The following is a 23,986-nucleotide window of genomic DNA, read 5'->3' on the forward strand; positions in this document are numbered from 1 at the left end:
ACCCGGGCCGGACCGCGCCCGCCGCGCTCACCGCGACGCCCCCGCGCCCCCGCCGACCGCGGCGTCCGAGTCGGCCGCCCGGGCCGCCCGCCGGCGCCGCTTGCGCGGCGGCGGCACCAGCCCGGCCAGGTCACCGCCGGTGTCGTTGAGCCGCAGCAGGAACGGGCGCACCGGCGTGTAGCGGATCGCGGTCACCGACGCCGGGTCCGCCACGATCCGCTGAAACAGATCGAGGTGTACGCCCAGCGCGTCGGCCACGATCGCCTTGATCACGTCGCCGTGGCTGCACGCCAGCCAGACCGCCTCCGCGCCGTGCTCGGCGGTGACCCGGGCGTCCCAGGAGCGCACCGCCGCCACCGCGCGGGCCGCCATCGCCGCCATCGCCTCCCCCTCCGGGAAGACCGCCCCGCTGGGATGCTGCTGCACCACCGGCCAGAGCGGCTCCTTGGCCAGCTTCTTCAACGGCTGCCCCTCCCAGCTGCCGTAACCGCACTCGATCAGGCCCTCCTCGACGACCGGGGTCGCCTCCGGCAACGCCAACTCGAGGGTCTGCCGGCACCGGATCAACGGACTGGTCACCACCGCCGCCAGCGGCACCGCCCGGAGCCGCTCCCCGACCGCTGTCGCCTGGGCCCGGCCGGTGTCGTCCAGCTCGACCGGCTGACGGCCGGCCAGCCCACCGTCCGCGTTCGCGGTCGTCCGGCCGTGTCGCAGAAGCAGAAGGGTCGCCACGGTCACCACCCTAGGGCCTGGGATCTCGAGGTCCGCCGCCGTCCGGTGCGCCCGGCTTCTGGCTCTTCGGTCCGCCGTTCCGCGTTGTCTGCGCGTTCCTGGTGAGGTGGGTGGTTGCGGTGGGGTGTGGCCCGCCGTGACCGGCTCCGGGCGGCTCGGCTTGATCCCTGCGCCGGTCACGGCGGGCCACACCCGCGTCGTGGTCCCGGTCCGCCCGTGTCGGTGCGGCGGGGCCACGTTGTGGTGGTCCAGATTCGCTTGGTCACGGGGCCACCGGTGCCGCAGTCCGAGTCCGTTCGCGAGGTTACGGCGCGCCCGCCCTGGTCGCGGTCGGGTCTGGTCGCGGTCGGGTCCGCGCGCCCCGTCCTGGTCGGCGGTGACGTTGGCGATGTGCCGTGCCCACCTCGTTCGCTCGCCCTGTCTGGTGCGGGTAGCGCGCGGGATCACCATGCCGGCCGGCGGTTGGCCGGCGGACGTTGTCGTCTGGGTGGGCATGGTGTCCGGTGAGGGTGATGCCCTGTGTCATCATGCCGTGGAGGTATCAGCGGATGCGCTTGGTTGCCGCGACTGGCGGGGCCAGACGTCCGGCGCTCGTTCTCTGGGGTCCGCCCCGCCGTGGGGGCCCGAGGGCGGCTCGCTGCCGGGCGGGCTGATCGGCGAGCGCGGACCGAGGGCTCACCCCTTCGTGGAGCCGGGCAGTGGGTCGGTCATCCAGACATTCCGCGCACGGGGTGTCGGGGGTGCGCGAAGGGCTGCGCTGTCTCGCCGACGTGGCGGTGTCCGCCCCGAGGGCCCCGCACCGTTTCGCCGATGCGGCGGGGTATCGACCCGGAGGGCCTGCGCCAGGTCGCCGATTTTGCGGTGTCAACTGGGTCGGGATGGCCCCATATCGGCGGTATGGAGTCGATCGGCGTCGGCTGCGGCCGGCACATAGGCCGCCGCCGTGCCGGTGTGGGTGTTTGTCGGGTTCGTGGGTGTGACCGGCGGCATCCGGGTGGCGGAATCGGGCCCGGGTCGGGGCGTTATACTGCGGACGATCGAGCAAGGGCTCGCTGGTATGGCCGGCGTGAGGGTCCCGGCCTGGCGGAATGATGGCGGGCGGCCGGTCGTTGCATCCCCTCGACGATCGCGGCAGTCCTTGCCCGGCGCCAGGTTGAGGGTCGTGGCGCCGAATGACGGCGGCCCGGTGGTCGTTGCATCCCCCGAACGATCGCGGCAGCCCTTTGCCCCGGCACACGCCGGCGGAGGGTTGAGGGCCCCGGAATGATGGTGGCCCGGTGGTCGTTACACACAGTCCGGCACCGCGAAGGGACACCGTCCGGCAGGTCTGCCGGGCATCCCGGTACCAGGGCATCCCCGCCCCGCGCGTGCCGGATCCTCCGAAGTCTTCTGAGCGCCCTGGTGGTGCTTGCGCCCCTGTGCCCGTTCCCCCCTGGGCTGGTGGCGTTGACCCCCGAAGGAGCTTTTGTGATGAACACGATCATGCGTAAGAGCGTTCTGGGTATCGCTGGTCTGGCGTTCGCCGGTGGTGTCGCCGCCGGCCCCGCCACCGCCCACGCTGCTCGGTTGAGGCGGCCAGCCGGTCGCCGCCGTGCAGGCCGACAAGCCGGGTGTGAAGGGGAAGCTGATCCGCATGGTGTGCAGGGCGAGCAGTCGCGCATCGAGCTGAACGATGAGCAGACCGCGAATGAAGGCGATCATCGCGGCGACGAAGAAGTCCGGTATGGACGAGCGGGCCGCCGTGTGGCATCGCCACCGCGTTGCAGGAGTCGAAGCTGGAGAACCTGGGTCACCTGGGTGGCGCAACGACCACGACTCGCGGGGCCTGTTCCAGCAGCGCCCGAGCTCGGGTTGGGCACGGTCGAGCAGATCACCGACCCCGAGTACTCCACCATGGCGTTCCCGGGCCTAGCAGGTCGACGGCTGGCAGGACATGCCCCTGACCGTCGCCGCCCAGGGTGCAGGTGTCGGCGGCCTACCCCGACCACTACGCCCAGTGGAACAGCAGGCCGCCGACCTCGTCGCCGAGCACTGGAACAACTGACAACCAAACACACGGACTTTCCTGCTAGACCTGCTGGCCGGCACCACATGGGTGCGCCGGCCAGCAGCACATCCACCACCACAGGGCCAACACCACCGACCGGGATGCCGGCCCGCACAAGGCCAGGCCCCCGCCGGCGACCGCGACCAGGCGTCGGCGGCTCAGCCAGGTCCGGGGTGGCCCGCCGTGACCGGCGCAGGGATCAAGCCCGGACCGCGGAGCCGGGCACGGCGGGCCACACCCCAACCCTAACCCCCACGCAGCAGGCAGAGACGCGACCACCCCACGCACCAGCCACCGACCCGACCACCGCAAGACGACGCGACCCGGACGGCCAGGGCGACGCGGCCAGCACGACAAAACCGATTCCAGCCACCCGGGGAACAACCAGACCCACCACCCTGTTGAGACCAGTGTCGGATGGGACCCAGTGTCCCCGGGCCTCACCCCAACAGCCTTCTGCGGAATACCGTCCGGCTGGAACCGCGTCGCCACTCGCCGAGAGGGCGACCTGCACACCGACACCGCCGCCCCGCAGCCACCAGGCCGCGGGGGGCGGCGCTGTCTCCAGACCCGGTCGCCCCGACCCCGAGCCGCGTCCGGCCGCACAGACCGGAGCCCGAGCCCGCAGGCCGACCCCTGCACCCGGCCGCGCAGGCCCCCGGACGGCCGCCCGAGCCCGCATCCCGGCCGGGCAGGCCCGAGAGCCCGCACCCGGCCGAAGCGCGAGTCCCTCGCCGTTGCCGAATGCGCGTTGGAACGGCGACGGCCCCCGGGCACCGCGCGGTGCCGGGGGCCGTCGAGTGTCGGGCCCGCTCAGGTGGCGCTGATGGTGCCGGTCATCAGCAGGGCGAGGACCAGAGTGCCCAGCGCCACCCGGTAGAGCACGAAGACGTACAGGGTGTGGTGGGCGACGTAGCGCAGCAGCCAGGCGATGGCCGCGTAGCCGATGGCGAACGCGATGACCGTGGCGACGACCATCTGGGCGACCGACGGCGCCGACGTGCCCGGTGCGGCCGGTTCGAAGACGTCGCCGATGCTGAAGATCCCGGACATCACCACCGCCGGGATGGCCAGCAGGAACGAGTACCGGGCGGCCGCCTCGCGGGTCAGGTTGAGCAGCAGGCCGGCGGTGAGCGTGCCGCCGGAGCGGGACACCCCGGGGATCAGCGCCATCGCCTGGGCGAAGCCCATCACCACGCCGTCGCTCATCCGGAAGTTCTGCAGGGTCCGGGTCTGCCGGCCCCAGTACTCGGCGAAGGCGAGGACGAACGCGAAGACGATCAGCGTGGTGGCGACCAGCCAGAGGTTGCGGCCGGCGGTCCGGATCTGGTCCTTGAACAGGAAGCCGAACAGCCCGATCGGGATCGAGCCGACGATCACGTACCAACCCATCCGGTAGTCGAGGCTGGAACGGACCGACTTGTCCCTGATCCCGACCAGCCACGTGCGGGTGATCCGCCAGATGTCCTTGGCGAAGTAGATCAGCACCGCCGCCTCGGTGCCGAGCTGGGTCACCGCGGTGAACGACGCCCCGGCGTCCCGGTCGAAGAAGATCGCGGAGGTGATCCGCAGGTGCCCGGACGAGCTGACCGGGAGGAACTCCGTCAGACCCTGGACGATGCCCAGGACGATGGCTTCGACCCAGGTCACTCGCCGACTCCGGCGAGGTCGAGCGCCTCGGCGACGGTACGCAGGGTCTGCACCCCGCTGTCCCGGTCGGCGGCGAACAGGCTCACCGACAGGGTGGTGACGCCGGCGGCGGCGTACTCCCGCATCCGCTCGGCGATGCGCTCCTTCGGGCCGAGCAGCGAGGTGCGGTCGATGAACTCCATCGGCACCGCGGCGGCCGCGTCGCGCTGCCGCTTGGCGAGGTAGAGGTCCTGCACCTCGCGGGCGGCGTCGCCGTACCCCATGCGGGTGGCCAGCTGGTTGTAGAAGTTCTGCTGCCGGCTGCCCATGCCGCCCACGTAGAGGGCCGCGTACCAGCGGACCAGCTCGGCGCAGCTGGCGACGTCGTCGCCGACGACCACCGGAACGGACGGGACCACGTCGAAGCCGGCGAGGTCCTTGCCGATTTTCGCCCGCCCGGCCCGGACCGCGGCGAGGTGCTCCTCGGCGAACTCCGGCGAGTAGAAGACGGCCAGCCAGCCGTCGGCGATCTCCCCGGCCAGTTCCAGGTTCTTCGGGCCGACCGCGGCCAGGTAGATCGGGATGTGCTCGCGCGGCGGGTGGAAGCCGAGCCGGAGCGCCTTGCCGGGGCCGTCCGGCAGCGGCAGCGTGTAGAACTCGCCGTCGTAGGCGACCTCCTTGCGCGCCACCGCCAGCTTCACGATGTCGACGTACTCGCGGGTGCGGGCCAGCGGCTTGGCGAACCGTACGCCGTGCCAGCCCTCGGAGACCTGCGGGCCGGAGACCCCGAGGCCGAGCCGGAACCGGCCGCCGGAGAGGGCGTCGATGGTCGCCGCGGTCATCGCGGTCATCGCCGGGGTGCGGGCGGGGATCTGCATCACCGCGGCACCCACGTCGATCCGCTCGGTCTGGCCGGCCATCCAGGCGAGCATGCTCGGCGAGTCGGAGCCGTAGGCCTCCGCCGCCCACACCACCGAGTAGCCGAGCCGGTCCGCCTCCTGGGCCAGGGCCAGGTGGTCGGCCGGCGTGCTCCACGCCGTCTGGTATCCGAGGCTGAGCCCGAGTCGCACTGGTCCTCCCCCATCCGCACCACAGGTCGCACCAGGTTACGCAATGCCGCCCGCGGGGCCGATCACCGGCTCACCGGAATCGCCCCGACCTCGGCGTCGGGCGGCCGGCGGGTCGGGCGGACGGACGGCTCCGGCCGGCCGGGCGGACCAGCCGGCACCGGGCCGAGCGGACACCGGGGCGGAGCGGCAGACTTGCCGGCGAGCGAGGATATCCGTCCGGCCCGGTTCGAAATAAGGTTCACCCATGCAACAGCGACCGCTCGGCCGAAGCGGGCTGGCGGTTTCGCGGCTCGCTCTCGGCACCATGACCTGGGGCCGGGACACCGACGCCGACGACGCGGCCGCCCAGTTGAAGAGTTACCTCGACGCGGGCGGCAACCTCGTCGACACCGCCGACGTCTACGGCGACGGCGACGCCGAGTCGGTGATCGGTTCGCTGCTGGGCACCCTGGTCCCCCGCGACGAGCTGCTGATCGCCACCAAGGCGGGGTTGCGGCCGGGCAGCGGCCGCCGGCGTGACGGCTCGCGCGGGCACCTGCTGCGTACGCTCGACGCCTCGCTGCGCCGGCTCGGCACCGACCACGTCGACCTGTTCCAGGTGCACGGCTACGACCCGGACACCCCGCTGGAGGAGACCCTGGCGGCGTTGGACCACGCGGTGGCCAGCGGGCGGGTCCGCTACGTCGGGGTGTCCAACTTCTCCGGCTGGCAGACCGCCCGCGCCGCGACCTGGCAGGCCGCCTGGCCGGGGCGGGCCCCGGTGGTGGCGGCGCAGGTGGAGTACTCGCTGCTGGAGCGGGGCGTGGAGCGGGAGGTGCTGCCGGCCTGCGAGGCGCTCGGGCTGGGTGTGCTGCCCTGGTCGCCGCTGGGCCGCGGGGTGCTCACCGGCAAGTACCGGCACGGCCGGCCGGCCGACTCCCGCGCGGCGTCGCCGCACTTCGAGCGGTTCGTCGCCACCTACCTGGAGCCGCGCTGCTCCAGCATCGTCGAGGCGGTGGCCACCGCGGCCGGTGGGCTCGGGGTCTCGCCGCTGGAGGTGGCGCTGGCCTGGATCCGCGACCGGCCGGGAGTGGTGGCGCCGATCCTCGGCGCCCGTACCGTGGGGCAACTGCTCGGCGCCCTCCAGGTGGAGCGGATGACGTTGCCGGAGGAGATCACCACCGCGCTGGACGACGTGTCGTCGGTGCCGGTCGGCTACCCGGAGCGGGACGGCTGACCGACGCCGCCGCGGCGTCAGCCGGGCGGGCGCTGGCCGGGGATCTCCCGGACGGCGGCGAGGAACCGGTTCTGGTCGTCCCGGGTCGCCGGATTGACGATCCGGATCCAGGACCCGTCGTCGAACCCGATGGTCGACGGGAAGTGCATCAGCCGAGCACCGCCGTGGTCGCAGTCGATCCGGGCGATCCGGTCGCGCTGCACGCTCCACAGCAGCCGGGGCTGGCGCTTGTCCGGCCGCCCCTCGTCCGGCCGGCGGCCCATCCGCAGCAGGTGCAGGTGGGTGTCGGTCACCGCGAGCGGGGTGCCGGTGTAGCGCTCCAGGAAGAGCAGCAGGCTGCCGGCAAGGGTGGCGAGGTCGCCGCTGAAGACGTACCGGCGCCGGTAGGCGATCTCGGCGAGCTGGTCGGCCAGCGGCCGGTAGCGGCTGAGCCGGAACAGCGCCCGGAACGCCTCCTGCTCCTCGGTCAGCGGCAGCGGCTCCCGGGCCGGCGCCTGCTGCGGCGGCCCGGCCGCCGGCTCATCCTCGCCCGGCACGCCGGCCGCGAGCACGGCGGCCTTGCCGGGGAGCAGGAGTACGCCCGCGGCCAGCCGCACCGGGGTCATCACCGCGTCCACCCAGGCCACCGGGTTGACGATGTTGAGCAGCCCGAACAGCGCCCGGGGGTCGAGCGCCTCGGCCATCTCGTCGCCGACCCGGTCGACGAGCTGGCTGCCGGCGCGGTGCCCCTCGGGCGCCCGGACCGGGGCCAGCCCGACGTAGCGCAGCTCCTGCCCGGGCACCAGCGGCGCGACCAGCGCGCGCTCGGGTTCGTCGCTGGTACGGAATTCGTCGCGCAGCTCGCGGGCCTTGTCCCGGGCCGCCCGGGCGCCACCGAGCACCGCCTCGGTGAGCCGCCCGAGCCGGCCCCGCCCACCACCGCTCACGGCGCCACCTCGGTTCGCCGCTCACTCCTCGCGCTCACCGGCGCCAGCTCGGTTCGCGACTGCGGGGCTCGCCGGACCGGCTCACTCCTCGCGCTCACGCCGTACCTCCTCGATCGACCGTCACCGGCCCGCCGGCTGCTCCGCGGGCGGCTGACCGAAGACATTCTGGTCGATCCAGTCGGCGCCGTCCTGCACCGCCTGCCCGACCTTGTCGTCGACCAGGTCGGCGCCGGGGATCGAGAGGCCGGTGGCGACCGCGGCGGTGCCCCAGGTGACCCCGTGCACGATGGTGTTCGGCACGTTCCACGGCAGGTTGGTGGCCCAGTCGCGGGCGATCGTCTGGGCGCCGTTGGTGATGCCCTCGCTGCGCAGCACCTTCATCCGCTCGAAGGCGCCCATGTCGAACGGCGAACCGGACTTGCCCAGCTTGAGGTGACCCCGAGCCGGGTCCAGGGCCTTGTGGTACCACTTGTCCGCCTTGCCGCCGGCGCTCCGCTTGTCGGCGAACTTCTGGCCGGTGCGCAGCCACTTCTGCTTGTCGACCAGCTTGTCCAGGTGGCTGCGCAGCTTTCGCAGGTAGTAGAGCACCCGCTGGAGCAGCTTGATCACCTTCTGCAGGTGCGCGGCCAGCGGCCGGATCACCTTGAGCATCCGGGTCAGCACGATCATGCCGCGGGTGACCGTGATGGCCATGCCGGCCGCCCAGGACGCCCCGGCGGTGAACGGCGCCATCAGCAGCGCGGTGACCAGCGTGACCAGCATCCAGTTCACGAACTCGACGCAGAGGTCGACCAGCACGTCGTGCACGGTCTGCAGGCCGTCGGCGACGCCGCGCAGGTATTCCGCGGTGGCGGCGAACTGCTCGCCGAGGTCGAGCAGTTGCTGCTCCACCTCGGCCATCCGGCGGCCGTACGCCTCACCGGACGGCGAGCGCCACCCCGCCTGGGCGGCCTCGCGGGTGCTGCGGTGGCTCTGCGCCAGCTCGCGCACCTGCGCGGCCAGCGCGTCCCATTCGGTGGCCTTGGCGCGCAGCGCCGCCGGCTCGCCGTCGACCAGGTCGACGAGCTGGATCAGCGGCCAGGCCAGGGTGCGGCAGACGCTGTCCACCGCCTCGTGCACGCCGGAGAGCGCGTTGTCGATGCCGTTCCAGAGCTGGACGGCGCTGCCGGCGGGCCCGCTCACCGCGGCATCCCGGACTGGATGGCCTTGAACCCGGCGTCGATGTCCTGCTCGTTGCGCTCGTACGCCTCGGCCGTGCCGGCCAGCGCGGTGGCCACCCGCTCGAACGCGTCGTGCGCCGACCGGAACAGCTCCATCCCGCCCTCGACCTGCTCGGCGTACTTGTCGCGGAGCATGTCGCTGGCGAACGGCAGGTGACCGAAGGCGCCCGACGGGATGTCGCCGGCCGAGGCGATCCGGCTCTCCAGACCGGCCAGCGAGCTGGCGACCTGCTTCGCGGCGGTCTCCAGTCGACGGACCGCGTGCACATCGACTTCGATGTCTGGTGGCATCGCCGTTCCTCCCCCGTGTCGTGCGGCCCACCGACGATACGATCATCCGGCCGCCGGGCACCACCCCGGTGCCACCGTCCACGGGGGAGGAATCTCATGGCTGACCCGCTGTCCGCGTTCGACGCGCTCGCCGGGCGGATCGCCGACATCGAACGTCGCTTCGCCGGCCTGCAGGACGACCTGTCCGAGCTGTCCGGCACCGCCACCGACGAGAGCGGCCTGGTCACCGCCACCGTCGACGCCACCGGAGCGCTCACCGACCTGAGCTTCGCGCCGACCGCGTTGCGCGCCGGCACCGACGGGCTCGCGGAGATGGTGCTGGAGGCGTACGGGCGGGCCAAGGCCGCCGCGGCCGAGCGGTTCGAGGAACGCACCGAGGGCCTCGACGCGAAACTCGGTGCCGGGCTGACCGACCTGTTCGGCGCGCCCGGCGACTTCTCCGCGCTGGGTCGGCTGGAGGAGGCCGTCGGCCGGCTGGGCCGGCTGGACGGCAAGCTGCCGGGCTCGCCGGCATGACCTCGCCGAGCTGGCCGGAGATCGTCGACCGGCTGCGCGACACGCTCGCCCGCTGCGACCGGGACACCGACCTGGAGTTGGCCGCCGGTCCGCGCCGGCTGCACCTGCTGGTCCGCCGGGACACGGTCCGGCTGCACTGCCCGGGCTACGACGAGGCACGCCTGGCCGCGCTCGGCTGGCACCGCCCGGCCGACGGCAGCGGCGGCTGGTGGTACGAGACGCCGCGTACCCCGGAGCGGCTCGACCGGCTCAGCGCGTTCGTGGCGCGGACCGCCGCCGAGGTGCTCACCGCCGATCCCGGCGCGCTCTCCTGCCGGGCCCTGCCGCCCACGCCCGTCCCGGTGCCCGCCGTGCCGCAACCGGCCACCACGCCGGCCCCGGCGCCGGGCCGCGGCCACCCGCCGGTCGACCACGCGCCGGTCGGTGCGCTACGCGGGTCGCCGGGCCAGACCGAGGTCCCGACCGGCGAGCCGGCGGCGGTCGGCAGCCCGGCCCTGGCGACCGCGCGGGCGACGGCGACCGGAGCCGGCGGGACGGACCTTCCGGGCCCCGCGATCGCGCCGACGCCGACCGGCGGACCCGGGACGGCCGCCGGCCCGCATCCCACGGCCCAGCCGACCCGGGCGGCCGGGACCGGGCCGAGCGACGGTCCGAACCCCACCGCCCCCCGGCTGGCCACGGACGCCGGGACCGCCGGCGGCGCGTACCCCACGGCCCAGCCGACCCCCGCGGGCGGAACCGGGGCCGCCGGCGGCCCGAACCCCACGGGCCCCCGGGCCGCCCTGGACGCCGGAACCGGACCGGCCGACAGCCCCTACCCCACGGCCGGGTCGACAGCGGCGGCCGGAGCCGGACCGAGCGGCACCGGCGCGCCGGAGCGGACGGTGGCGGAGCTGCTCGCCGAGGCGGCCGGTCGGCGTGACCTTCCCGGCTACCTCGGGGTGCTGGCGGCCGCTCCGGTGTGCGTGCCGCTGGCGGCGGAGCCGAGCCCGGAGGCCGACTTCCCGTGGACGGTGGCCACCGATCCGGCGGGCGCGCCGCTGCTGCCGGTGTTCACCTCGCCGGAGGCGTTGACGGCCTTCGCCGGCGCGGACGTGCCGTTCATCGCGCTGGCCTGCGCCGACCTGTTCGCCGACTGGCCGGACCGGTCCTGGGGGCTGGTGGTCGACCCGGGCACCCCGCAGTCGGTCGCGCTGGCCGCGCCGGCCCTGGCCGACCTGCTGGCGGCGAACGCCCCGGCCGGCTGAGCCACCCGCGGCGGCGGGGCCGGCCGGCGGCGTCGGGCACCCGGCGCGGGCCGGCGGAAACCGGGCACGGGCAGCGGCGCGGGTCACCGCGGAGGGGGTGGCGGACGGCCGCCGGGCTGGGCAGCATAGTGCCCATGGACTACGAATACGCGCCGCTGCGGTTGCCGCCGAACGTCGACCGGTTGACCGCCGCGGCGCAGCTGGCGATCCAGGCGGAGTTCTCCGGATGGGAGTTGGCCCGGGTGCGGCTGTTCCGGGACGGTACGCGGCAGGTGATGCTGCGTCGCCGGCGGATCAACCAGCCGCAGCCGGGCCTGTCGTACTGACGGCCCCGCGAGGCCGGGGCCCCGTGCCGCCGGCGCCCCGGAGCCCGCGCCGCGTGAGCCGGGCCCCGGGGCGTCGCGCCCTGCCTAGTGGGCGTGGTCGTGCTCGTCGTCGAGCTCCAGGAACGGGTGCTCGTCGAGCCGGCCGACCAGCCGGTCGTCGGCCCCCGGCTGGAACGGGCCCACCGGGTCGTCGTCGTCGAACGACTCCAGGTCGACCGGGGTGCCCACCTCGCTGACCATCACCACCCCGTCGAGCGGCTCCAGCTCCGGGATGTCCAGCGCGCCGAGCGAGCCGTCGCCGCTCTGCAGCAGCTCCAGCACCGCCTCGCCGACGCCCTCGACGGGCGCCGGCTCGTCCTCCTCCGGCGTGCCCTCCCGGCGGGCCACCTCGGCCACCCGGATCAGCGCCGAGACGCTCGGCACCCGGTAGTCCCGGCGCTGGCGCACCGAGATCACCCGCGGGTGCGGGTCGCTGGCCTCCACGCCCTCCGCGCCGCCGCCGAAGCGCTGGTCGGCCTCGTCCGGGTCGATGGACTCGACGTCCCAGGGAGTGACCTCGCCGAAGGCGTCCAGGAGTTGCTCGTCGTAGGCGTAGGAGGCGTTGTTCAACGCCACGTACGCCTGCCAGACGTCGTCGTCGTCGATGCGGCCCTGCGCGGCGCGGACGGCGGCCAGGTGGTGGCGGGCCGCTTCGATCACGCGCTCGAGGGCGGCGTCCAGCTCACCGTGCTGGTCGGTCATGTGAGGCAGTCCCTTCACGATGGGGAGGTTCGGTGCCGGACGGTTGGTGCGCCGGACCGGCTAGCAGGTGCGCAGGAACCGGTCGAGAACCCGCACGCCGAACTGTAGTCCGTCCACCGGGACCCGCTCGTCGATGCCGTGGAACAGCGCGGAGAAGTTCAGGTCGGCCGGCAGCCGCAGCGGCGCGAAGCCGAAGCAGCGGATGCCGAGCTGCGAGAACGCCTTCGCGTCGGTGCCGCCGGAGAGCATGTACGGCACCGGCCGGGCGCCCGGGTCCTCGGCGCGCAGCGCCGCCGACATCGCCTCGACCAGGTCGCCGTCGAAGGTGGTCTCCAGCGCCGGCTGGCGCTGGATGTACTCGATCGCGATGTCCGGGCCGATCAGCTCGCGCAGCTGCCGCTCCAGCAGCTCGGACTGGCCGGGCAGGCTGCGGCAGTCGATGGTGGCGGTGGCCCGACCCGGGATGACGTTGTCCTTGTAGCCGGCGGCCAGCCGGGTCGGGTTGGCGGTGTTGCGGATGGTCGCGCCGATGATGTTGGCGATCGGGCCGAGCTTGGCGATGGCGGTCTCCGGGTCGTCCGGGTCGAGCTCGACGCCGAGCAGGTCGGAGACCTCCTCCAGGAACGCCCGCACGGTGTCGGTGACCACCACCGGGAAGCGGTGCCGGCCGATCCGGGCCACCGCCTCGGCGAGCGCGGTGACCGCGTTGTCGTCGTGCACCATCGAGCCGTGCCCGGGCCGGCCCTTGGCGTGCAGCCGCAGCCAGTCGATGCCCTTCTCGGCGGTCTCGATCAGGTAGAGCCGCTGGGCGTCGTTGACCGAGTACGAGAAGCCACCGACCTCGCCGATCGCCTCGGTGCAGCCGTCGAAGAGGTCGCGGTGCCGCTGCACCAGGAAGTGCGCGCCGTAGTCGCTGCCCGCCTCCTCGTCTGCGGTGTAGGCGAGCACGATGTCGCGCGGCGGCCGGACGCCGGTGCGCTGCCAGTGCCGCACCACGGCCAGCACCATCGCGTCGAAGTCCTTCATGTCGATGGCGCCGCGGCCCCAGAGGTAGCCGTCGCGCAGCTCGCCGGAGAACGGGTGCACCGACCACTCGTCGGCGTCCGCGGGCACCACGTCGAGGTGGCCGTGCACGAGCAGCGCGCCGCGTCCCGGGTCGGTGCCGGGGATGCGGGCCACCAGGTTGGCCCGACCGGGCGCGGACTCGTGGATCACCGGCTCGACGCCCACCTCGGCCAGCTTCTCCGCCACGTACTCGGCGGCGCGGCGTTCACCCACGCTGGTGTCGTTGTCCCCGGTGTTGGTGGTGTCGATGCGCAGCAGGTCGCGGCAGAGGTCGACGACCTCGGCGGTGGGGTCGGGTCGGGCGGAGGTGGCGTCGCTCGTCATCGCATCTTCATACCAGCCGCCCACGGTTTCGGCGCAGACGCCGCCGGGTACCGCCGGACGCGACCGCGCCCCCCACCGCGGTCCGCGATCGAGGAGGGCACCATGACCGTCCCCCTGCCGCCGCTGCCGCCCGCGCCCGAGGAGGGCTACCTGCCCGGCGGGCGCAGCATCGCCGACATCGTCGCCGGTGAGCACCGCCAGCTGCTGGAGCTGGTGGACCGGCTCACCGGCGCGCCGGAGCCGCCGGCGGACGGGCTGGAGGTGCTGACCGCCGCGCTGTCCCGGCACCTCTCGGCCGAGGAGCAGTACCTGCTGCCCGCCGTACGGTCGGCCCGGCCGGACCTCGCGGCGCGGGTGGACGACGAGATCGAGGCGGACGCCGGGCTGCTCGGCGCGCTCAAGGAGGCGACCGGCCTGGCGGAGCTGGCCGAGCGGGTGCGCCGGCACGTGGCCGGGGTCGACGCGCTGGTCGCGGCGCTGCGCGAGGTGGCCGCCGCCGAGGAGCTGATCCGGCTCGGCAACCGGCTGGAGATCGCCGAGGAGGCCGCGCCGACCCGGCCGCACCCGGCCACCCCGGCGACCCCGCCGTGGAACCGGATCGTCGAGCCGGCGGTGGGGGTGGTGGACAAGGTGCGTGACGCGGTCTCCGGCCGGCCCACCTACCTGGCCGACCTGCCCGCGCCGCCGGAGAACTGACCGGCCGGCCGCCGCGCCGACGGCCCTGGCCCGCAAATATCGGAAAGCGTTGATCCGTACGGACCCTTCCCGCCGACTGCCGGTGGACCTACCGTCATATCCATGAACCTGGAGCTGCGACACCTGAGGGTGGTCTGCGCGATCGCGGAGACGGGGAGCGTGACCAAGGCGGCCTCGACGCTCGGCCTGGCCCAGCCGGCGCTCACCGCCCAGCTCCAGCGCATCGAGCGGACCCTGGGCGGGCCGCTGTTCGAGCGGGACCGCCGCGGCGCCCGCCCCACCGCCCTCGGTGAGCTGGTGCTCGCCCGGGCCCGGGTGCTGCTGCCGGCGATGAAGGGCCTGCAGGACGAGGCGGCCCGGCTGGCCGGCGCCGGCGACGCGCCCCGGCGGTACCGGTTCGGCGGGATGAACAGCCCGATCCTCGGCCGGCTGGTGCACCGGCTCGCCGCCGAGCAGCCGCAGGCCCAGATCAGCACCTACGCGTCCTGGTCGGCGGACGAGCTGGCGCAGTCGGTGGCCGGCGGGCGGCTGGACTACGCGCTGATCGGGGTGTGCGGCGACTCCGCGCCGTCGGCCGAGTTCGGGCTCTGCTGGCGGGAGGTGGCGGTCGACCCGGTGATGGTGCTGCTGCCGGAGACCCACCCGCTGGCCGACCGGGACGAGGTGCGCCTGGTGGACCTGCGCCACGAGCAGTGGGTGGCCGCGCCGGGCGAGGGCTGCTTCGGCGACTGCTTCGCCGCCGCCTGCGCGCGCGCCGGCTTCACCCCGCGCAAGGTGTACGAGGCGGACGTGCGCGGCTGCGTGGACCTGGTGGACGCCGGCGAGGCGGTGGCGCTGTGCCAGGCCACCTTCCGCCCGGTGGCCGGCCTGGTGACCCGGCGGCTGGCCGGGACCCCGCTGCGCTGGCGGCTGCTGCTGGGCTTCCACCCGGACTCCCCCGCCGCGCTCGGCGCCGACCTGGTGCTGGAGACGGCGCTGGCCGCGTACACCGACGCGCTGGCGCCGCACCCGGCCTACCTGGCCTGGCTGATGCGCAACCCGGAGTTCGGGGTGCGCGGCGCCGGGGCGGCCGGGTCGGTCGCCGGGGCGCGCGGGGTGCGAACCGCCTGACGGCGGGTATCTGCCCGGCATGACCGACCTCGACCCCGCCGCCGACCGGGAGACGCTGCTCCGGGCCGCCGCCGCACACACCGCCGCCGCCCAGGACGTGGAGGCCTTCCTGCGCCGCCTGCCGGAGGTGCCCGACGCGTCGGCCATCAACGAGTACGCCAACCTGCTCACCCGCGAGCAGCGCCAGCGCGCCGACCGCGAGGCCGCCGCCGACGCCGTCGGCCTCACCATCGGCAGCCTCGAATCCGACCAGGGCACCTGACCAGCTCCCCCGCGGATTCCGGCCAGACCCGTCGATCATGAAGTTGTCGTCACGACACGCCGTGGCGGGTGACGACAACTTCATGATCAGCTTTGCTGGGTCGGTGCCGGGTCAGCGTTCGACGAGGACGTCGTGGCCCAGGTCGAGCAGGGCGTGGCGCCACTCGTCGTCGGCGTTGCCGCGCGGCGGCTTCGCCTCCAGCAGGTTCTGGATCTCGTCGATCGCGTCCTGCATCACCTTGATGTCCTCCGGCGTCAGGTCGACCTTGCGTTTGGTCAGCACCTTGAGGATCTGCCGGCCCGGCTCGGGCAGGTCGAGATCCGGGTCCGGCCCGAACGACTCCTCACCGGAGCCGCGGGTGAGCAGCCACTGCCGCAGCTTCTCGGACGGGACGTTCACCTGGGCGTGGAAGTCGTCCCAGAGCACCTCCACCTCGGGATCGAGCCGCTGCTCTCGTACCATCAGCCCTCCTCTGCCGGCGGTGGCCCGGACGCACCCGGGTCCCCCTCCTCGTCGTCGGTCCGCCGACCCAGGCCCTCCGGCGGCACCCGCACCCGGGCCGGGTTGGCCGTCGGCGGGGCCACGATCGGATCCGTGCGGTCGCTGGCGTCCCGGCTCTCCTCGGGTTCGGTCATCTCCGCCCTCCGGCTCATCGCGGATGCGAGGTCGTGGCCGCGGTGTAGCCGCGCTCGCCGGCGCTGACGTCGAAGGTGAGCCGGCCGTCGCGGGCGTCCACGACGACCTTCTGGCCGGGCGAGACCGCCGACTCCAGCAGCATCCGGGACAGCTGGTTGTCCACCTCCCGCTGGATCACCCGGCGTAGCGGGCGGGCGCCGAACTCCGGCTGGTAGCCGTGCTCGGCGAGCCAGTCGACGCCGGCGGTGGTGAAGTCCACCTGGATGTCCTGGGCGTGCAGCCGGCGCCGGGTCTCCTCCAGCATCAGCCCGGTGATCTGGCGCAGCTGCTCCGCCTCCAGCCGGCGGAAGATGATCACCTCGTCGATCCGGTTGAGGAACTCCGGCCGGAAGTTCTCCTGGAGCCGGCGCATCAGCCGTTCGCGCAGCTCGTCGCGCTCCTGCTCGCCACCCTCCGCGCCGGCGCCGAAGCCGACCGCGCGCTGGGTGCCGGTGATCAGCTCGGAGCCGAGGTTGCTCGTCATGATCAGGACGGTGTTCTTGAAGTTGACCGTCCGGCCCTGGCTGTCGGTGAGCCGCCCGTCGTCGAGCACCTGGAGCAGGATGTTGAACACGTCCGGGTGGGCCTTCTCGATCTCGTCCAGCAGCACGACCGCGTACGGGCGGCGGCGCACCGCCTCGGTGAGCTGCCCGGCCTCCTCGTAGCCGACGTAGCCGGGCGGGGCGCCGACCAGCCGGCTGACCGTGTGCCGCTCCTGGAACTCGCTCATGTCCACCCGGACCATTCGGTCGGCCTCGCCGAAGAGCGCCTCGGCCAGGGCCCGGGCCAGCTCGGTCTTGCCGACGCCGGTGGGGCCCAGGAAGAGAAAGCTGCCCATCGGCCGGTCCGGGTCGGCCAGCCCGGTCCGGGACCGGCGCACCGCCTCGGCGACCGCGTTGACCGCGTCGTCCTGGCCGACCACCTTCTCGTGCAGGTGGCCCTCCAGGCGCAGCAGCCGGTCGCGTTCCTCCTCGGTGAGCTGGGCGACCGGGATGCCGGTGGCCCGGGAGACCACCTCGGCGATCTCCTCCGGCCCGACCGCCGGCACCTGGGACGGCTCCTCGTCGCCCTTGGCCCGCCGGATGTGCCCCTCCAGCTCGGAGATCCGGTCCCGCAGCGCCGACGCCCGCTCGTACTGCTCGTCGGCGACCGCCTGCTCCTTGTCCCGGCGCACCTCGTCGAGCTGCTGCTCCAGCTCCCGCACGTCCTCGGCCGGGGTGCGGGTACGCAGCCGGATCCGGGCGCCGGCCTGGTCGATCAGGTCGATCGCCTTGTCCGGCAGGTAGCGGTCGGTGACGTACCGGTCGGAGAGCTCGGCGGCGGCCACCAGCGCCTCGTCGGTGAACCGGACCTGGTGGTGCGCCTCGTAGCGGTCGCGCAGGCCGCGCAGGATGGCCACGGTGTCCTCGACGCTCGGCTCGGGCACGAACACCGGCTGGAACCGGCGGGCCAGCGCGGCGTCCTTCTCGATGCTCTTGCGGTACTCGTCCAGCGTGGTCGCGCCGATCACCCGCAGCTCGCCGCGGGCCAGCGCCGGCTTGAGCATGTTGGAGGCGTCCATCCCGCCCTCGCTGCCCGCGCCGCCCGCGCCGACCAGGGTGTGGATCTCGTCCAGGAAGACGATCAGCTCCTCGCGGTGCGCGCGGATCTCCTCGATCACCTTCTTCAGCCGTTCCTCGAAGTCGCCCCGGTAGCGGGTGCCGGCGACCAGGCCGGCCAGGTCGAGCTGGACCACCCGCTTGCCGAGCAGGGTCTGCGGCACGTCGCCGTCGCAGATCCGCTCCGCGAGGCCCTCGACGATCGCGGTCTTGCCGACGCCGGCCTCACCGATCAGCACCGGGTTGTTCTTCGTCCGTCGGGAGAGGATCTCCACCGCCTGCTCGATCTCGTCGGCCCGGCCGATCACCGGGTCGATCTGGTCGTTGCGGGCCAGGTCGGTGAGATCCTGGCCGTACTGGTCGAGGGTCGGGGTGCCGCGGTCCGGCTTCGGGCCGGCCATCGGACCGCGCTCGGCGTTGGCCGCCTGCAACGACTCGGGCTGGATCCGGCCGGCGGCCAGCATCCGCCCGGCCGGCGACTCCGGGTTCAGCGGCAGCGCCATCAGGATGTGTTCGGGACCGATGTAGTTGGCGCCCATCGCCCGGGACAGCTGGTGGGCGTCGAGCAACGCCCGCTTGGCCGCCGGGGTCAGCGAGAGGTTCGGCGGCACCTCCCCGCCCGGCGCGCCGTCGCCCCGCCCGCCGAGGGCGTTGAGCAGGGTGTCCGGGTCGGCGCCGGCCCGGCGGACCAGGTCGCGCAGCGGCTCGCGCTGCAACGCCGCCCAGAGCAGGTGGTCGGTGTCCAGGTCGGTGCTGTGCCGCTGGGCGGCCCGCCGTGCGGCGTCGGCGAGCATCTCCCGGGCGTCGGCGGTCATCAGCCGGGTGATGTCGACCCGGTGCGCGGGCCGGCGCCCACCCTCGCCCCGGCCGAAGTACCGGGCCAGGAATTCGTCCCACGGGTCGGAGCCGAAGTCACCGGGTCCCATCATGTCTGTCCTCCGCAGTCGGGCGCGCGGCACGGTCGCCAGGGGCTACCCGGCGGCCGGCCCGACAAACGCCGCACCGGTGCCACCGCCGGGCAGGTGCCCGCCCGGCGGTGCGCCGCCCGGCTGCCCCGCGCCGGGTGGCAGGCTGGCGGCATGGAGTCGATGCCGCTGCTGATCGTGGACGCCGCGAACGTGGTGGGCTCGCGCCCGGACGGATGGTGGCGGGACCGGGCCGGCGCCACCGCCCGGCTGCGCGACGCGCTGGCCCCGCTGGGCGCGGCCGGGCTGCCCGGCCGGCTGCCACCCCCGGTGGAGGTGGTGCTGGTCGTGGAGGGCGCGGCGCGGGATGTGCCGTCCGTGGCCGGGGTGCGGGTGGTCGCCGCCGACCGCTCCGGCGACGACGCGATCGTCGAGGAGGTCGCGGCCGCCCCGCAGCGCCGCCGGCTGGTCGTCACCGCCGACCGTGAGCTGCGCGAACGCGTCGCCGTGCTGGGCGCCGAGGTGTACGGGCCACGGTGGCTGCGGGACTGACCGACCGACCGCCGGCGGTCCCACCAATCGGACTTGCGGCGCTCTGGGTCGACAACCGGTCAACGGGGCAGGAACACTGACAGGGCGGTTGTTCTCTCACCCACCGGGATAGGCTCTAATGGAGGCCTCCCCGCCCCCAGGAGGTTCCACCGTGGCGAGCGTCGCCGAGCTCAAGGCAGCCATCGATGTCGCCCTGCAACAGATCGGCGACGGCCAGAGCGCCGTCCAGGCCGCCGGCGAGAAACTGGCCGAGGCGCAGCAGACACTGGCCGGGGCGCTGGAGGGCAGCGGGCACGAGACAGTCGAGGCGGCCCAAGCCTCGCTCACCCAGGCCAGCCAGGAGCTGGAGGAGTGCCTGGCGGCCACCCTGGTCGCGGTCGAGCAGGCGCAGCTCTACGTCGCGGCCCTCTGAGGGCGCCGGGTATGTCCATCGTGGAGGACGTCGGCGCGCAGGTCCGGGCCGCCGCCGAGGAGCTGCCGGTCGGCCTGCTCGGTCAGGCGCTGGAGAAGTTCGGCCTGGCCGCCGAGCGGTTGCGCTGGGTACGGCAGGAGTCGGCCAACCCGATGGGGGTGCCGGAGCTGTCCGCGGCCACCGAGCACGCCGAGACCGCCAACTACGCGCTGCGCGTCGCGCAGGAACAGCTCACCGCGTACCTGGCCGCGATCGGGCTGGCCGCCGACGGCGCGCCGCCGCCGCGCGAGGAGCCGGGCCGGCGGCCGCGGCACGACGCGCCCCGGGAGGCCGCGCCGGTGGCGCCCGCGCCCGAACCGTCCGGCGAGGTGACCATGCGCCGCTGGTGGGCGGTGCGGGTAACGGAGCTGACCGGGGGCCGGGAGGGCCCGCCGGACGGGCCGGACGAGCGGGTCGCCGACTCCCGGGAGCTGCTGCGCCGGGTGGTGCGCGGGGTCCGCGCCGGCGACCGCGACCGGCTGCACGCCGAGCTGCGCCGGGCACACGCCGACGTCGGTCTCGGGCTGGCGGCGGTGGCCCCGCCACTGCTGCGCGACCTCGCCGGCGAGCTGCTCGGCCACCCGCCCCGGGCGGACGACCTGGGCCGGCTGCGCCGGGAGGTGGACGGGCGGGTCCGGGACCTGCTGCCCGGGCTGCCCGCGCCGGTGCTGGACACCCTGCTGACCCGGGTCTGCCGGATGCCCCCACCCCGACGCGGCGAGCAGGACCAGCCGCACGCCGCCGACCCGGCGGTCACCGCCGGGGTGCTGACCGGGGTGCTGCTGGCCCGGCTCGGCCGGGACCTGCCCGCCGAGGCCGGCCGCGAGCCGGCCGGCGCCGCGCCCCGGCCGGGCGGCCCGGGCACACCCGGGCCGGGTGGGTCGCACCGCGACGGTTCGGGCGGGCCCGGCCGGGGCGGCCCGGACGCGGCGGCCGGCGGGGACCGGCGCCGGGGCACCGATGGCTGACCGCCGCGCCCAACTGGTCACCCGGGTCCGGGGGATGCTCGCCGAGGCGCTCGGCGCCACCCGGACCCGGCTGTCCGGCGCCCACGCGGAGCTGACCGCCGAGCGCGAGCGGCTGACCCGGATCCGGCGGGCCGCCGCCGCGGTGCCGGAGCGGGTGGGCGCGGAACGCGACCGCCGGCTGGCCGAGATCGACGAACGGCACGCCGCCCGGATCGCCGAGCTGGCCCGCCGGGCCACGGCCGCCGCCGGACGCGAATCCCCGGGCGCCGCGTCCGCCGACTGGGCCGGGTGGTCGCCGACCCCGCCGGGGCGGGCCGAGCCGCCGGGCGCGCTGCGGATCGGCACGCTGCGCATCCCCGGCGCCGAGCCGGTGCCCGCGCTGGTGCCGCTGCTGGACGCCGGGCACGTGGAACTGACCGGCGCGGACCGGGACGGAAGCGAGGCGGTGGTCGCCGCCCTGCTGCTGCGCGCGGTGGGCCGGGCCGACCCGGGCGGGGTCCGGCTGGTCGGCTACGACCCGGAGCACCTCGGCGGCGGGCTGGCCGGGTTCGCGCCGCTCGGCACCGCCGGGTTGCTGACCTTCGTCGGTCCCGGCGGGCTGGGCCGGCTGCTCGACGACCTGGTGGAGCAGATCCGCCGGATCAACGAGACCGTGCTGGCCGGCGAGTACGGCTCGCTACGCGAACTGGCCGCGGCGACCGGCCGCCGCCCGGAGCCGTGGCGGGTGGCCGTGCTGCTCGGCGGGGACGAGCCGTCCCGGCACGAGCGCGGCCAACTGGACCGGGTGGTGCGCACCGGGGCGGCGTGCGGCGTGCACCTGGTGGTCCGGGGCGTGTCGCTGCCGGACGACCCGACGGTGACCCGGGTCCGCGCCGAGCCGGACGGCGCCCGGATCGGCGGCCCGCCCGGCCTGCCCGTACGCCTGGATCCGCCGCCGCCGGCGGCGCTGGTCACCGAGACCTGCCGGCAGGTGGCGGCGCGGGTCAACGCCGGCCCGGCCCCGACCCCGTTCACCGACCTGCTGCCGCCCCCGGAGCGGATGTGGCGGGAGGACTCGGCGACCGGGTTGACCGCGCCCATCGGGGAGGGTCCGGACGGCCGGCCGGTGCTGCTGACCCTGGGCGACTACCCGCCGCACGCGCTGATCGGCGGGCCGTCCGGCACCGGCAAGACCAACCTGATCTTCGCCTGGATCGGCGCGCTGGCCGCCCGCTACTCCCCCGCCGAGCTGGAGTTCTACCTGCTCGACTTCAAGGAGGGGGTGTCCTTCGCCCGGTTCGCCCAGGGCCGGCGGGACCCGAGCTGGCTGCCGCACATGCGGCTGGTCGGGATCAACGTCAACACCGACCGGGAGTTCGGCCTGGCGCTGCTGCGCTTCCTCGCCGAGGAGCTGCGCCGGCGCGCCGACGCGGCGAAGAAGCACGAGGTGACCAAGCTGGCCGAGCTGCGCGCGGTGGACCCCACCGGGCACTGGCCGCGGATCGTGGCGGTGGTCGACGAGTTCCAGATGCTGCTGGCCGGCCGGGACGTGGTGGCCCGGGAGGCGGCCGACCTGCTGGAGGACCTGGCCCGCCGGGGCCGGTCGCAGGGCATCCACCTGGTGCTCGCCTCGCAGGACGTGCGGGGCATCGAGGCGCTGTGGGGGCGCCCGGCGCTGGTCGCCCAGTTCACCCTGCGCATCGCGCTGCCCAAGGCGCTGCGCATCCTCGCCGAACGCAACGACGCCGCCCAGTCGCTGCCGCGGCACCACGCGGTGGTCAACGCCGAGTCGGGGATGACCGAGGGCAACCAGGTGGCCCGGATCCCCTCGGCCAGCGACTGGGAGACCTGGAGCGAGTTGCAGCACCGGCTGTGGCGGATGCGCCCGCAGGACGCCGCGCCGGCCCGGCTCTTCGACGGCGACGCGATCCCCCGGCTGGCCGACGCGCCGGACTTCCGGGCGTTGGGCGCGCCGGCGACCGGGACGCTGCGCAACCCGGTGGCGCTACTCGGCGAGATCATCGACGTGCAGGCCCGTTCGGCGGCGCTGCGGCTGCCCCGGGCGCCGGGGCGGAACCTGGCAGTGCTCGGCACCCGGGTCGACGAGGCGTGCGCGGTGCTGGACGCCGCGGCCCGCTCGCTGGCCCGGCAGCACCGGCCGGGCAGCGCCCGGTTCTCCATCGCCTGCCTGGACCCGGACGCCGACCCGGCCGCCCGGTCGCTCTACGAGGACCTGGCCGACGACGCGGCCTGGTACGACGAGGAGACGGTGGCCGAGTTGACGGCCGAGACCGCCGACGGCCTGGGCGCACCGGGCACCAGCGGCACGCCGCACTACCTGCTGCTCTTCGCCGTCGACGCGGCGGCCGGCTCGCTGGGCGCGCGGGTCGGCCGGCGCACCGGGCTGGAGCACCTGCGCCGGATCCTGCACGACGGTCCGGAGCGGCGGACCCACGTGCTGGCCTGGTGGCGGGGGGTGGCCCGGATGCGGGCCGACCTGGGCGGCCCGGCGGCGCGGACGGACCAGATCGGGGCCTGGGTCGCGCTGGACACCCACGGCGGCGAGCTGGGCTCGTCGCTGTATCCGGGCACCGGCGGGCCGGACTGGTACCCCCGCCCGTGGCGCGGGCTCTTCTTCGACCGGGCGGTGCACCGCACCGGTCAGGTGATCATCCCCTACGGACCGTCCCGATGAACCAACCGGTGACCAGTGAGACGTACGCGGCGCAGGTGCGGCGGCTGGCCGAGCTGACCGCGCGGGTGCAGGGCCAGCGGGCCGAGGCGCACGCCTGGTACGAGCAGCAGTGCGCGGCGGCCGAGCGGGCCGTGGCCGAGGCCGCCGAGCGGGTGGCGCGGGCCGAGCGGGAACTGGTCGACGCGCGGGAGGCGCAGGAGCGGGTGGACGCCGAGGCGACCCACCTGTGGCAGCAGTTGCGGGACCGGCTCGGCCCGGGGGCGCGGCGGCTCGGCGCGCCGCCCGGGCCGGCGCCCGACGCGACCGGCGACCCGGCCCTGCTGCTCGACGGGGTACGCGAGCTGCTCGACCGGACCCGCCGGCCGGGTGACCTGCCCGGCTCGGTGAACCCGTTGCTCGCGCTCTGCGGGGTGCTCGGCGCGGTGCTGGCGTACGGGCTGGGGGCGGCGGCCCGCGCGCTCGGCGAGCGCAACGGCGGCGACCTCGCGGTCGGCATGCCGGTGCTGGCGCTGGTGGTGACGCTGCTCGGGCCGCTGGTCGGCCTGGTGCCGGCGAAGCGGCTGGCCGACCGCCGACACGCGGTGCTCGGCCCGCGGCCGATGACAGTGGTGCTCGCCGCCGGGCTGGTGACCACCGTCCTGCTGCTGGTCGCCGCCCGCTGACCGCCGAGCCGGCCGGCGCGCCGGGTCGTGACGGGCCCGACCGGCCGGTGACGGTCGAACCCGGTCCCGGCGCGTCGACCACG

23 protein-coding genes and 1 pseudogene are annotated in these 23,986 nt (G+C 75.0%); 13 read left to right on the forward strand and 11 right to left on the reverse strand.

What is annotated here, in order from left to right:
* Positions 1 to 27 precede the first annotated feature (27 nt).
* On the reverse strand, positions 28 to 741 hold the full coding sequence (locus Q3W71_RS29655; protein ID WP_302922762.1) for an MSMEG_4193 family putative phosphomutase: 714 nt from the start codon (positions 739 to 741) through the stop codon (positions 28 to 30).
* Between the two features lie 1,461 nt (positions 742 to 2,202).
* On the opposite strand from Q3W71_RS29655, the pseudogene Q3W71_RS29660 reads away from it, so the two are divergent.
* A pseudogene (locus Q3W71_RS29660) lies at positions 2,203 to 2,776 on the forward strand (hypothetical protein).
* 816 nt (positions 2,777 to 3,592) lie between these two features.
* Here Q3W71_RS29660 and Q3W71_RS29665 read toward each other — a convergent pair.
* Positions 3,593 to 4,429, reverse strand: coding sequence for an undecaprenyl-diphosphate phosphatase (locus Q3W71_RS29665; RefSeq protein WP_302922763.1), 837 nt, complete (start codon positions 4,427 to 4,429; stop codon positions 3,593 to 3,595).
* Positions 4,426 to 5,478, reverse strand: coding sequence for an LLM class F420-dependent oxidoreductase (locus tag Q3W71_RS29670; RefSeq protein ID WP_302922764.1), 1,053 nt, complete (start codon positions 5,476 to 5,478; stop codon positions 4,426 to 4,428). Before Q3W71_RS29670 ends, Q3W71_RS29665 begins: the two co-directional genes overlap by 4 nt.
* Positions 5,479 to 5,722: 244 nt before the next feature.
* Here Q3W71_RS29670 and Q3W71_RS29675 point away from each other — a divergent pair, with 244 nt between their 5' ends.
* Entirely contained in the window at positions 5,723 to 6,694 is a 972-nt protein-coding gene (locus Q3W71_RS29675; protein ID WP_302922765.1) for an aldo/keto reductase, read from the forward strand.
* A gap of 17 nt (positions 6,695 to 6,711) precedes the next feature.
* Here Q3W71_RS29675 and Q3W71_RS29680 read toward each other — a convergent pair whose 3' ends face one another.
* From Q3W71_RS29680 to Q3W71_RS29690, 3 genes are all read right to left on the reverse strand, one after another.
* Positions 6,712 to 7,620: a hypothetical protein gene (locus tag Q3W71_RS29680; protein WP_302922766.1), complete on the reverse strand. Its 909-nt coding sequence runs from the start codon at positions 7,618 to 7,620 to the stop codon at positions 6,712 to 6,714.
* A gap of 120 nt (positions 7,621 to 7,740) precedes the next feature.
* A complete protein-coding gene (locus tag Q3W71_RS29685; protein ID WP_302922767.1) occupies positions 7,741 to 8,802 on the reverse strand; it encodes a WXG100 family type VII secretion target in 1,062 nt (353 codons plus the stop codon).
* Positions 8,799 to 9,131, reverse strand: coding sequence for a hypothetical protein (locus tag Q3W71_RS29690; RefSeq protein ID WP_302922768.1), 333 nt, complete (start codon positions 9,129 to 9,131; stop codon positions 8,799 to 8,801). The genes Q3W71_RS29685 and Q3W71_RS29690 overlap by 4 nt, the downstream gene beginning before the upstream one ends.
* A 96-nt stretch (positions 9,132 to 9,227) precedes the next feature.
* Between Q3W71_RS29690 and Q3W71_RS29695 the strand changes: the two genes are divergently transcribed.
* From Q3W71_RS29695 to Q3W71_RS29705, 3 genes are all read left to right on the forward strand, one after another.
* A complete protein-coding gene (locus Q3W71_RS29695) occupies positions 9,228 to 9,647 on the forward strand; it encodes a YbaB/EbfC family nucleoid-associated protein (protein WP_302922769.1) in 420 nt (139 codons plus the stop codon).
* Complete coding sequence (locus Q3W71_RS29700) at positions 9,644 to 10,894, forward strand: SseB family protein (RefSeq protein WP_302922770.1); 1,251 nt, start codon at positions 9,644 to 9,646, stop codon at positions 10,892 to 10,894. Before Q3W71_RS29695 ends, Q3W71_RS29700 begins: the two co-directional genes overlap by 4 nt.
* A 134-nt stretch (positions 10,895 to 11,028) precedes the next feature.
* The gene (locus tag Q3W71_RS29705) at positions 11,029 to 11,220 is read left to right on the forward strand and encodes a DUF5703 family protein (RefSeq protein WP_088993715.1); all 192 of its coding nucleotides are present in this window, start codon (positions 11,029 to 11,031) and stop codon (positions 11,218 to 11,220) included.
* Between the two features lie 84 nt (positions 11,221 to 11,304).
* Here Q3W71_RS29705 and Q3W71_RS29710 read toward each other — a convergent pair whose 3' ends face one another.
* Together Q3W71_RS29710 and Q3W71_RS29715 are read right to left on the reverse strand one after the other, a co-directional pair.
* A complete protein-coding gene (locus Q3W71_RS29710; protein WP_302922814.1) occupies positions 11,305 to 11,961 on the reverse strand; it encodes a hypothetical protein in 657 nt (218 codons plus the stop codon).
* Positions 11,962 to 12,021: 60 nt separating this feature from the next.
* On the reverse strand, positions 12,022 to 13,350 hold the full coding sequence (locus Q3W71_RS29715; protein WP_302922771.1) for a M20/M25/M40 family metallo-hydrolase: 1,329 nt from the start codon (positions 13,348 to 13,350) through the stop codon (positions 12,022 to 12,024).
* 102 nt (positions 13,351 to 13,452) lie between these two features.
* On the opposite strand from Q3W71_RS29715, the gene Q3W71_RS29720 reads away from it, so the two are divergent.
* The 3 genes from Q3W71_RS29720 to Q3W71_RS29730 all read left to right on the forward strand — a co-directional run bounded on the left by Q3W71_RS29720 (position 13,453) and on the right by Q3W71_RS29730 (position 15,418).
* Complete coding sequence (locus tag Q3W71_RS29720; protein WP_302922772.1) at positions 13,453 to 14,046, forward strand: hemerythrin domain-containing protein; 594 nt, start codon at positions 13,453 to 13,455, stop codon at positions 14,044 to 14,046.
* Between the two features lie 102 nt (positions 14,047 to 14,148).
* Positions 14,149 to 15,156, forward strand: a complete 1,008-nt coding sequence (locus Q3W71_RS29725; protein WP_302922773.1) for a LysR family transcriptional regulator — start codon at positions 14,149 to 14,151, stop codon at positions 15,154 to 15,156.
* 19 nt (positions 15,157 to 15,175) lie between these two features.
* The gene (locus Q3W71_RS29730; protein ID WP_302922774.1) at positions 15,176 to 15,418 is read left to right on the forward strand and encodes a hypothetical protein; all 243 of its coding nucleotides are present in this window, start codon (positions 15,176 to 15,178) and stop codon (positions 15,416 to 15,418) included.
* A gap of 111 nt (positions 15,419 to 15,529) precedes the next feature.
* On the opposite strand, the gene Q3W71_RS29735 is transcribed toward Q3W71_RS29730, so the two are convergent.
* From Q3W71_RS29735 to Q3W71_RS29745, 3 genes are read right to left on the reverse strand one after another with little or no spacing between them, the layout of a single operon-like run.
* Positions 15,530 to 15,880 carry a DUF3140 domain-containing protein gene (locus tag Q3W71_RS29735; protein WP_302922775.1) on the reverse strand — a complete coding sequence of 117 codons (351 nt, stop codon included), beginning with the start codon at positions 15,878 to 15,880 and terminating at the stop codon, positions 15,530 to 15,532.
* A complete protein-coding gene (locus tag Q3W71_RS29740; protein ID WP_302922776.1) occupies positions 15,880 to 16,053 on the reverse strand; it encodes a hypothetical protein in 174 nt (57 codons plus the stop codon). The genes Q3W71_RS29735 and Q3W71_RS29740 overlap by 1 nt, the downstream gene beginning before the upstream one ends.
* Before the next feature lie 14 nt (positions 16,054 to 16,067).
* Positions 16,068 to 18,620 carry an ATP-dependent Clp protease ATP-binding subunit gene (locus tag Q3W71_RS29745; RefSeq protein ID WP_302922777.1) on the reverse strand — a complete coding sequence of 851 codons (2,553 nt, stop codon included), beginning with the start codon at positions 18,618 to 18,620 and terminating at the stop codon, positions 16,068 to 16,070.
* A 150-nt stretch (positions 18,621 to 18,770) separates the two neighbouring features.
* On the opposite strand from Q3W71_RS29745, the gene Q3W71_RS29750 reads away from it, so the two are divergent.
* The 5 genes from Q3W71_RS29750 to Q3W71_RS29770 all read left to right on the forward strand — a co-directional run bounded on the left by Q3W71_RS29750 (position 18,771) and on the right by Q3W71_RS29770 (position 23,903).
* Positions 18,771 to 19,148, forward strand: coding sequence for a hypothetical protein (locus Q3W71_RS29750; RefSeq protein WP_302922778.1), 378 nt, complete (start codon positions 18,771 to 18,773; stop codon positions 19,146 to 19,148).
* A gap of 151 nt (positions 19,149 to 19,299) precedes the next feature.
* On the forward strand, positions 19,300 to 19,560 hold the full coding sequence (locus tag Q3W71_RS29755) for a hypothetical protein (RefSeq protein WP_088993708.1): 261 nt from the start codon (positions 19,300 to 19,302) through the stop codon (positions 19,558 to 19,560).
* Positions 19,561 to 19,571: 11 nt separating this feature from the next.
* On the forward strand, positions 19,572 to 20,567 hold the full coding sequence (locus Q3W71_RS29760) for a hypothetical protein (RefSeq protein WP_302922779.1): 996 nt from the start codon (positions 19,572 to 19,574) through the stop codon (positions 20,565 to 20,567).
* On the forward strand, positions 20,560 to 23,241 hold the full coding sequence (locus Q3W71_RS29765) for an FtsK/SpoIIIE domain-containing protein (protein WP_302922780.1): 2,682 nt from the start codon (positions 20,560 to 20,562) through the stop codon (positions 23,239 to 23,241). Before Q3W71_RS29760 ends, Q3W71_RS29765 begins: the two co-directional genes overlap by 8 nt.
* A complete protein-coding gene (locus Q3W71_RS29770; RefSeq protein WP_302922781.1) occupies positions 23,238 to 23,903 on the forward strand; it encodes a hypothetical protein in 666 nt (221 codons plus the stop codon). The genes Q3W71_RS29765 and Q3W71_RS29770 overlap by 4 nt, the downstream gene beginning before the upstream one ends.
* Positions 23,904 to 23,986 lie beyond the last annotated feature (83 nt).

Source organism: Micromonospora sp. C28SCA-DRY-2 (assembly GCF_030519475.1).
GTDB lineage: Bacteria > Actinomycetota > Actinomycetes > Mycobacteriales > Micromonosporaceae > Micromonospora.